Annotated in this window: 1 protein-coding gene; it reads right to left on the bottom strand. The window is 65.8% G+C overall.

The features are described from left to right. Positions 1–1,382, bottom strand: a 1,382-nt coding sequence (locus tag ACNPQM_RS44110) for a condensation domain-containing protein (protein ID WP_418088410.1), incomplete at both ends; no start/stop codon positions are given.

The raw sequence follows: 1,382 nt of genomic DNA, 5'->3' as shown, positions 1-1,382 counted from the left end.
GCCCCGACCGCAGCAGCCACACCCGTCAACAGCACATCATTGACACGCGAGTTGAACACCGCCGGCACATCCCGCAACAGCGCCCGCGTCTCCCCCGCACCCAGCACCGCCCGGAACACCCGACCGCCACCGACCGTATTCCCCCCAACCCCCCGACCATCCAACGGCAGCTCACGCACCGCCCCCGCCTGCTCACCCCAGTACGAAACCTCCTCCACGGTCGACGCACTCAGCGCCTCCTGACACAGACGGCCCGCCCACTGCTGCCACGAACTCGACTTCGCCGGCAAAACCGGCTCCCGCCCCTGCCGCACCAGCCCCACCAAAACCTGCAGATCCTCCAGAAGAATCCGCCACGACACCACATCGACCACCAAATGGTGCGCCACCAACAACAACCGGTCCGCCCGCCCCGGCACACCCGTGAACAACACAGCACGGAACAACGGCGCATCCGACAGACTCAAACCCGCCTGCACCCGCCCCGCAATCTCCCGCAGCCGCTCCTCCCACTCACCCGACGGACACGACGACAGATCGTGCACCTGCCACGGCAACGTCTCCGGCACCCCGGCCACCTCAGCCCGCCACCCGTCCCCCTCCCGCCAAAAACGAGTCCGCAGACCGTCATGCTGCTCCAGCAGACACCCCACCACCCGCTCCCACTGCCCCGACGAAAGACCCGGCTCCACCTCCGTCAACACCGACTGATTCACATGCTGCGAAGCCACCAACTCCTGCTCGAAGAACCACCGCTGAACAGGCGTCAGCTCCACACTCCCCGACACCAGACCCTGCTCCGCCCGCACCAGCGCAGCATCCTGCCGCTCCACCACCCCAGCCAGCTCAGCAATCGTCTGAAACTCGAAAAGCTGCTTCACCGTGAAGAACAACCCACACTGCTTCGCCCGGAAAATCACCTGCAGACTCAGAATCGAGTCCCCACCCAGCGAAAAGAAATCATCGTGCACCCCCACCGGCCGGCCCGTGCCCAGCACCGACTCCCAAATCCCCGCCAGCCGCTCCTCCACCTCCGACCGCGGCGCCACAAAATCCCGCCCGTCCACCGCATGATCCATCCACGGCAACGCAGCCAACGCCCCACGATCCACCTTGCCGTTCGGACTCAACGGCAGAACCTCCAACGGAACGAACACCCCAGGCACCATGTGCCCCGGCAACCGCTCACCCAAAAACGCCCGCAACTCCCCCGAATCCACCACACCATCCGAGACGACATACGCCACCAACCGCCTCGACCCCGCCTGCCCCTGCACCAACACCGCCGCACCACGCACCGCCGGATGCCCCACCAGCGCAACCTCGATCTCACCCAACTCAATCCGAAAACCACGAACCTTCACCTGGTCATCGACCCGGCC

The sequence above is a fragment of the Streptomyces sp. NPDC056231 genome (genome assembly GCF_048270745.1).
Lineage (GTDB): Bacteria > Actinomycetota > Actinomycetes > Streptomycetales > Streptomycetaceae > Streptomyces.
The sequence above is the reverse complement of the archived record's forward strand: the minus strand, read 5'-3'. Positions and strand labels throughout refer to the sequence as shown.